The sequence below is a fragment of the Cetobacterium sp. genome (assembly GCF_051653945.1).
Classification (GTDB): Bacteria; Fusobacteriota; Fusobacteriia; order Fusobacteriales; family Fusobacteriaceae; genus Cetobacterium_A.
In genome coordinates this window covers 1-7,339 of record NZ_JBOFXD010000026.1, presented here as the reverse complement: position 1 = coordinate 7,339, position 7,339 = coordinate 1, and the positions used below count along the sequence as shown (strand labels likewise).

General features: G+C 24.1%; 9 protein-coding genes. All 9 read right to left on the bottom strand.

Annotated elements, in window-relative coordinates; genetic code table 11:
- Positions 1 to 15 precede the first annotated feature (15 nt).
- Positions 16 to 213 carry a hypothetical protein gene (locus ACRC8M_RS02600; RefSeq protein WP_438527716.1) on the bottom strand — a complete coding sequence of 66 codons (198 nt, stop codon included), beginning with the start codon at positions 211 to 213 and terminating at the stop codon, positions 16 to 18.
- A 276-nt stretch (positions 214 to 489) separates the two neighbouring features.
- On the bottom strand, positions 490 to 1,455 hold the full coding sequence (locus ACRC8M_RS02595) for a hypothetical protein (protein WP_438527715.1): 966 nt from the start codon (positions 1,453 to 1,455) through the stop codon (positions 490 to 492).
- Complete coding sequence (locus tag ACRC8M_RS02590) at positions 1,448 to 2,854, bottom strand: AAA family ATPase (protein ID WP_438527714.1); 1,407 nt, start codon at positions 2,852 to 2,854, stop codon at positions 1,448 to 1,450. The genes ACRC8M_RS02595 and ACRC8M_RS02590 overlap by 8 nt, the downstream gene beginning before the upstream one ends.
- A gap of 60 nt (positions 2,855 to 2,914) precedes the next feature.
- The gene (locus ACRC8M_RS02585) at positions 2,915 to 3,484 is read right to left on the bottom strand and encodes a recombinase family protein (protein ID WP_438527713.1); all 570 of its coding nucleotides are present in this window, start codon (positions 3,482 to 3,484) and stop codon (positions 2,915 to 2,917) included.
- Between the two features lie 262 nt (positions 3,485 to 3,746).
- Positions 3,747 to 4,337 (bottom strand): tyrosine-type recombinase/integrase, encoded by a 591-nt coding sequence (locus tag ACRC8M_RS02580; RefSeq protein ID WP_438527712.1) that lies wholly within the window; start codon positions 4,335 to 4,337, stop codon positions 3,747 to 3,749.
- A gap of 375 nt (positions 4,338 to 4,712) precedes the next feature.
- On the bottom strand, positions 4,713 to 5,090 hold the full coding sequence (locus ACRC8M_RS02575) for a Rid family detoxifying hydrolase (protein WP_438527711.1): 378 nt from the start codon (positions 5,088 to 5,090) through the stop codon (positions 4,713 to 4,715).
- Positions 5,091 to 5,395: 305 nt separating this feature from the next.
- On the bottom strand, positions 5,396 to 5,923 hold the full coding sequence (gene epsC, locus ACRC8M_RS02570) for a serine O-acetyltransferase EpsC (protein ID WP_291942595.1): 528 nt from the start codon (positions 5,921 to 5,923) through the stop codon (positions 5,396 to 5,398).
- Positions 5,923 to 6,843 (bottom strand): cysteine synthase A, encoded by a 921-nt coding sequence (cysK, locus tag ACRC8M_RS02565; RefSeq protein ID WP_438527710.1) that lies wholly within the window; start codon positions 6,841 to 6,843, stop codon positions 5,923 to 5,925. Before cysK ends, epsC begins: the two co-directional genes overlap by 1 nt.
- Positions 6,844 to 6,871: 28 nt before the next feature.
- Positions 6,872 to 7,339 (bottom strand): DMT family transporter (locus ACRC8M_RS02560; protein ID WP_438527709.1); only part of this gene is annotated, 468 nt, incomplete at its 5' end.

The window sequence follows — 7,339 nt, the reverse complement described above, 5'->3', positions numbered from 1 at the left end:
TGGAAATAACTCTAATTAGATTACTTGAGAAAATTTTTGAATGAAAAATGGTCGAAATACATTGAAAATAAAGGGGGCATCAATGGTCAGGAAAATCCTTAGCGTTGTTATTCCGCGTTTTCCTGATGGGACCCCTATTCCAGATTTGTGAAAATTTGGTTTAATATTTTGGATGAATTCTAAATATTTTTTATCTAATTTTGCTATTATCATATTTTCTCCTAAAAAAAAAACTATGAAAATTCATAGTTCTATCTCACTATGGCAGAGAATCTCCAGCTATTAAAAGTTCCTACTATGGCAAGGAATCTCCGGCTATTAAAAGTTCCTACTATGGCAAGGAATTTCCATTTATTATAATTTTTATTAATTTTATAATTAAATTATATATATATTAATATATACCATATTATAGCATATGTCAATAATATATTTTTATATGTTCTAAAAACTCTTATGCAACTATATAATTATTCTTTATAAGATAACTTACTTCAGATTTTTTTTATTTATATAGTCTTTAAATAAATATTTTTTTGCATAATATAAACTTCTTCCTTCAAAACTTTTAATTTGTCGTGAATAAAATTCTTCATATCTTTCAGGTACTCCTTTAGATAATTCTATTCCAAAACTTTTTAAATCGCTTTTTAAATTTTTAAATATTATATCTATTTCATATTTGTTTTTTAGCTTTAAAAGATCTATAAAATTTTTTGTTTCTTCAATATTTGATTTTAAATGTACAGAATTATTTTTTAAATCTAAATAAAATTCTATATTTGTACCTATCTCTTGATAAAATTGACTTTGAATAGGTTTTATTATATTATTACCTTTTCCGCTATGAAATGAATTACATGATTCACAAATTGGGATTAAATTTAAATAGTACATTGAAAGTAGAGGAAATAAACTTTTAGGTAAAAAATGATCAATTTTGTAATTCTCTACTTGAAACATTCCTTCTGTATTACAATATGGACATACTTGTATTTTAAAATTTTTTTTAAATATTCCTTTTGAAAATTCTGTAGAAATAAAATCATTCCAAAATTCCTTCTTTTCAAATAAGTATTTAAAAAAATATTCACTAAATAATTCACTTATTATAGGTTCTATTTTTATAACTTTTAAATTATAATTTCCTTTTTTTAATTGTTTTCTTTGATAAAAATAAATCTTTTTTAATCGTTTTAATTCTTGATTTCTAAAATTCTCTTTTTCGATAAAGAATATTAAAATTTTATTTAAATGATCTTTTAACTTTTTTTTCCTAAAAATTAACTTTAAAATTCTAATTTCCTCTAATGTGAAATTTTTATCTTTATCAAAAGAAGTGATTGAATTTACAGTTTTTGAACTTTTTTGAAACCATTTAAAAAGAAGTAAAATTATTTTTCTATGAAAAATTTCCATTATATTTTTATTAGATTTTTTTGAAACTTTAATCATTTAATGTCTCCTTTGATGTTAATAAAAGAAATTTCATATAGGAATTTGAAATTTGATCTAACTCTTTAGATTTTATTTTTCTCTTTGTAAATATATCTATTACACTTTCTTCAAATAATGAAAATACACTTTGATTTGGAAATAGTAATTTAAAAATATCAACTTCATTTGCTAAAAATATTGGTTCTTTTATTTTTTTTACCTTAAAATCTTCTAAAAAAATTAAATTTTCATTAAAAATTGAATTAATAAATAAATAACTATGTGTACTTATAAATATTTGTAAGTGAAAATCAGAAAATAATTCTTTAATAAACCATAAAATATCTCTAGTCCATAAAATATTTAAATGTGATTCAAGTTCATCAAATATAATAATACTATTATTATAAGCATTAGATAAAGATCCTAATATTCTATAAATAAAACTTTTTTCACCTGAACTCATTTCTGAAAAACAAGCTTCTCTTTTCCCCTTAATGATATTAATATCATTAAGATACATAATCTTATTCTCTATTAATTCTATTAAAATTTTATAATAAATTTGGTTTGAGTCATTTACTATAGCCAAAATATTTAAAACGCTTGTATGAATAAAAACTTTATCATTTTCTTCTATAAAATTTAAGAAAAACGATTTATTATATATACTTTTAATAAAATACTCTAGATTCAGATCTAGTTCTTGCATTAATTCATGTGAATATTTCTCATAAATATCTTGCATAAGATCATCATTATAAACCCAAATATAAAATGGTGTTTTTTCATAGAATTCAAGATTAAATGATTCTTTAAGTTTTTCTCTAAAATTTCTATTATTATATTTTTTAAAAAATAATACAATTCCTCTTGATAATCCTAGTTGATTTCCTGTAATACTTTTGTAACTATCAACTTTATTAATATTTATTCTTTTACCTATAAAATTATGTGGTCTTTCTTTTGGAAAAAAAGAATCAATTGAAAAATTCGAAACTGTAACTTCTTTCGGCAATAGATGTAAAAAAATTTCTGAATTATAATTAGATTTTTTAAATTTTTTAAAATCTAACTCTTTTATAGAATCTTCTAAAAAAAATTGATATCTTTCTTCTTTCCTTCTAATTTCTAAATATGGAAACTCCAAACAGATTGTAATTTCATCTGCATTATCATTGAATTTATATACAAATTTAAAATCAGATTCAATTCTTTCTGGATAACGATTTAAATTGTGAAAAACTGAAGCAATAAATGCTAATAAAGAAGATTTTCCTGACCCATTTTCTCCTGCAATAACATTTAAATTTATATTATTATAAATATTTCTATAAAAATCATTAACCTCATCGAACTTAATATTAAATTCTATTAATGAACGATAATTTTTAATAAATATTTCTTTAAAAATCATTAATTTCCCCCTTTAAAAACCTTGTTTATAAAATACTAGAATTATTATTAATAATAAGTTTTAAAGCTCTCCTCTTTCTTTAAGAACTTTTTCCCATCTATATATAGTAGCTCTTGGAACTCCAAATTCTTTTGAAAGTTCAGTTTTATTGAATCCTTTATTATAAAACATCTTAAATCTATTTAAACTATCACCTTTTAATTCAATACTGCCTTTTTTTCTTCCTCTGTATTTACCTTCAGCCTTCGCAATAGCAACCCCTTCTCTTACTCTCTGATTGATATTTTCTCTTTCTAATTCTACAATAGCTCCAATTATAGTTAAAAAGAATTTACCAACAGCTGTTCCAGTATCAATATCTTTATCTAAAACTTTTAGAGTGGCTCCTTTATCTTCAATCTTCTTAGCTATTTCTAATAGATCCATTGTACTACGACTTAATCTATCTAAAGATTTAACAACCACAACATCATCCTTTTGTAAGCCTTCTAGCATAACTTTTAACTGAGGTCTTTCTTTATCTTTTCCAGATACTTTATCACTATAAATAATGTCAGCTTTATCATAAACTAAAAGTTGCTTCTCTAATTTTTGTTCTACAGTAGAAATTCTAACATAATACTTTATCATCTAAAAACTCCTTTTGTATTATTAATTTCATATTATTTATAATAATACTATGCTATAGAATAAAAATCAACAAAAATTAGATAAATACCTATAATAAAAATATATGAATAAAGAAATTAATTTTAAGTTTAAATTTTTTATTTATTATAAAAAATAGGGTATACTAAAGTATACCCTTATCTTTTCAAAGCCCTTAAAATCGATTTTACGAGGTCGTTTTTTTCAACTTTTTTAAATTTAATTATTAATAGAAATTTATACTTTAAATGTTAAGTTCTGCAACAACTTTATTCATATCGCTGTCAGTAATACCTAAATATAAAAGTGTTGTAGATTGACTACTATGATTTAATCTTTTCATGATAAGTTCTAGCTTGTATCCTTTAGAATATGCTAAATTTCCCCAAGTTTTTCTCATCGTATGAGTTCCTATATGAATATTTAAATTTTCATCAAAAACTGCAATTTTAAAGTACTTATCAACTGCTTGTCTAGTTATATGTTTTTTACTTTTACTAGTTCTATTTCCTTCGCCAACAAATAGAAATGGATTCTCATCAGAAACAATAGCTTTTTTTCTTAACTCAAGAGCCTCTTTGAAAGCTATAGATGTATTTTCATTTATTTTTACATGATTAATTTTTCCAGTTTTCTTATCAATGGCCATGTAGTTCCCAGTTAAAAGATAATTTTCAGCTTGCTCAACAGTAATTTTTAAAACATCAGAAACTCTAAGAGCTAAATTAACTCCAACTTTCCATATTAAGAAACAAGTAGGATTAATTTCAGCTAATCTATTTTCGAATATTTTTAAATCTATTTCATTTTTAAATCCTTCAACAGTATTTTTCATGATTTTCATAACATCCTTATTTTATTAATATTTCTAGTTTACGTTTTTATCTATAAAATAGATTCTACAGGGAATAAGGCGAGCAGTCAATAGAATTAAGTATTTCTAGTTGCTATAATTGTATTTTGTAAACTAGAACATGTAAATAATTATTTATAAACATTAAATTAAAAACTTCTATTATAATAAATTAAGTTTATTTATTATAATAGAAGTATACAATTTCTCTTGTAGATTTTTTTTATTGGAATAGTTGAAGCAGAATGGGATTAATGCTTCAACTATTTTACTGAATATATCCTGAAGAGATATAATACAGGAATCACAAAGATATTATATATTACTTTTATGGCTAGAGTATGTCATCAATTAATTTTATTTTGATGCTATAATTTCAATCATAACATTTGAATTCTTTGGTAATCTTGAAACCTCTATTAATGATCTAACAAAATTAATATTAATAAAAACTTTATTATAGATTTTATTTATTTTTATAAAATCATCTAAATTTATAGTATACGTTGTTATTTTAACAATATTTTCAAAACAATAATTATTTTTTTCTAAAATGACTTGAATATTCTCTAATATTTGATATGTTTGTTTTTCAACGTCATTTGATTCTTCCAATTCCATTGTTTTGGGATTAAGTGGAATTTGACCCGATAAATAAAGTGTTCCATTTACTTCGATTGCTTGAGAATAATTGATAGTTGCAGGTGCATCGATTGTATTTATTGTATTTTTCATAATATCAACTCCTAAATTAAGATATTAATTATTCTATTTTTATTATAATATAGATATGGCTATAATATAATAAAAATATTAGTTTTGTTAAAAATCAAAAATATATGATCTTTAAATTTTTGTCAATTTTTTGTCTTTCAATGCTAAATTTATAACGTTCTCAACAAAATCAAAAGTTACTCATTTGAACAATAGCTTTTTTGTTTGAATAATTAATAAAGTTATAAATTTCTTATTAGAAGTTTAAAAGATCTATAACAATAACTTAAATAATTTTTCATAAAAATCACCTCTTAGTATATTCTTCATTTATAATTTGAGTGAATAACAACCCCTTTGAATCCTACAACTGTTGAATTTGGCAATATATTTTGAAGAACTGTGGTGTTAGCTCCCACCTTCACATTTTCTCCCAGTGTTATTGCCCCTAAAATTTTTGATCCTGCTCCTATAACCACACCATTTTTTATTGTTGGATGTCTTTTTTCTTTACTATTTTCATTCCCTGTTCCACCTAAAGTTACTTGATGATAAATTACAACATCATCTCCAATCTCAGATGTTTCTCCAATTACCACTCCCATACCATGATCTATAAATAACCTTTTTCCTATTTTTGCTCCAGGATGAATTTCAATTCCTGTAAAAAATCTAGATATTTGTGATAATAGTCTTGAAATTACATAATATTTTCTTTTATAAAAAGCATGAGATATCCTATGAAATAAAATAGCATGAACACTTGGGTATAAAAATAATACTTCTATGAATGATTTTGCTGCAGGATCTAATTTTAAAATATTTTTAATATTGTCTTTTAAATCTTTAAACATTATCCTTGTCCCATTAAATTCATAGAAATATATTTATCTCCTCCATCAGGAGATACTACCAGTATTTTTTTATTACCACAGTCTAATTTATGAGCTATTTTTAATGCAGCACAAACGCTTGCTCCTGAAGAAATCCCAACAAAAAGTCCCTCTTTTTCTAACAATTCTCTAGTCATATCTATCGCTTCATCACTACTTATTTTAATAATTTCATCAATATATTTAATTTCATAAATCTCTGGAATAAATCCAGCTCCAATTCCTTGAATTTTATGTGGCCCAGCTTTACCACCAGAAAGTACAGGTGATTCAAGAGGTTCAACTCCTATGATTTTAATATCCTTTTTTATCTCTTTTAATTTTTTACCTACTCCTGTAATTGTTCCACCAGTTCCTACTCCTGCAACAAAAATATCTAAATCAGGTATATCTTTTATTATCTCAACTGCTGTAGTTTCATAGTGTTTAATAGGATTATTTTCATTTATAAACTGTTGAGGAACAAAATATCTATTGCTATCTTTTGTAATTTCTAAAACCTTAGCTATAGCTCCAGTCATTCCATCTGCTCCATTTGTTAAAATCAATTCTGCTCCATAGGATTTTATGATCTTTCTTCTTTCTTCACTCATAGTTTCAGGCATAACAATTATAACTTTATATCCTTTTATTTTTCCTATTAAAGCTAGTGAGATTCCCATATTTCCACTTGTAGGCTCAATAATGGTGCTTCCTCTATGTAACAATCCCTGTTCTTCAGCTTTTTGAATCATTCCTAGAGCAGCTCTATCTTTAACGCTACCTGTTAAATTATATTTTTCTAATTTTATATAAACATCAGCACACTCACAATGCGCTATTTTTTTTAATTTAAATATAGGGGTATTTCCTATTAAGTCTAAAATATTTTCATAAATCATGTGTATCACCTCAATTATATTTTTTTTATTAAGTACTCTGTTTTTTAGATATATAAATACCAACTAAAACGATAATTATTCCACCAATCTCTTGTAAGGATATTTTTTCTTGAAAAAGGATAAAAGAATATAGGGCCGCAACAACTGGCTGGCTCAAAACAAGTAACGAAGATAGAGTAATTCTTATTTTGCCAACACAATAACTCATAAGTCCTTGTCCTAAAAGTTGAGAGAAAATAGCTAATCCTATTAAAGGCAATACTTCTTCAACGCTTGTTGGATATTGTATTCCTTCAGTTAAAACCATTGCTATAAATAGAGTTACTAAACTTCCTAATCCTGCTACAAACATAATTACTTTTGCCGGGACTCTCTTTCTTGCATTGGAAACAGAAAATAAAAATAGTCCATAGAATATAGAAGCTATAAAAGCATACATATCCCCTTTAAAGTTTTCTGGATTTGCAATAATCTTTCCATTCATTAAAACTATAAT

Bases quoted from the DNA above. Each gene is read 5' to 3' on its own strand.
- ACRC8M_RS02600 (WP_438527716.1), bottom strand. From the start codon at position 213: ATGATAATAGCAAAATTAGATAAAAAATATTTAGAATTCATCCAAAAT.
- ACRC8M_RS02595 (WP_438527715.1), bottom strand. From the start codon at position 1,455: ATGATTAAAGTTTCAAAAAAATCTAATAAAAATATAATGGAAATTTTT.
- ACRC8M_RS02590 (WP_438527714.1), bottom strand. From the start codon at position 2,854: ATGATTTTTAAAGAAATATTTATTAAAAATTATCGTTCATTAATAGAA.
- ACRC8M_RS02585 (WP_438527713.1), bottom strand. From the start codon at position 3,484: ATGATAAAGTATTATGTTAGAATTTCTACTGTAGAACAAAAATTAGAG.
- ACRC8M_RS02580 (WP_438527712.1), bottom strand. From the start codon at position 4,337: ATGAAAAATACTGTTGAAGGATTTAAAAATGAAATAGATTTAAAAATA.
- ACRC8M_RS02575 (WP_438527711.1), bottom strand. From the start codon at position 5,090: ATGAAAAATACAATAAATACAATCGATGCACCTGCAACTATCAATTAT.
- epsC (WP_291942595.1), bottom strand. From the start codon at position 5,923: ATGTTTAAAGATTTAAAAGACAATATTAAAAATATTTTAAAATTAGAT.
- cysK (WP_438527710.1), bottom strand. From the start codon at position 6,843: ATGATTTATGAAAATATTTTAGACTTAATAGGAAATACCCCTATATTT.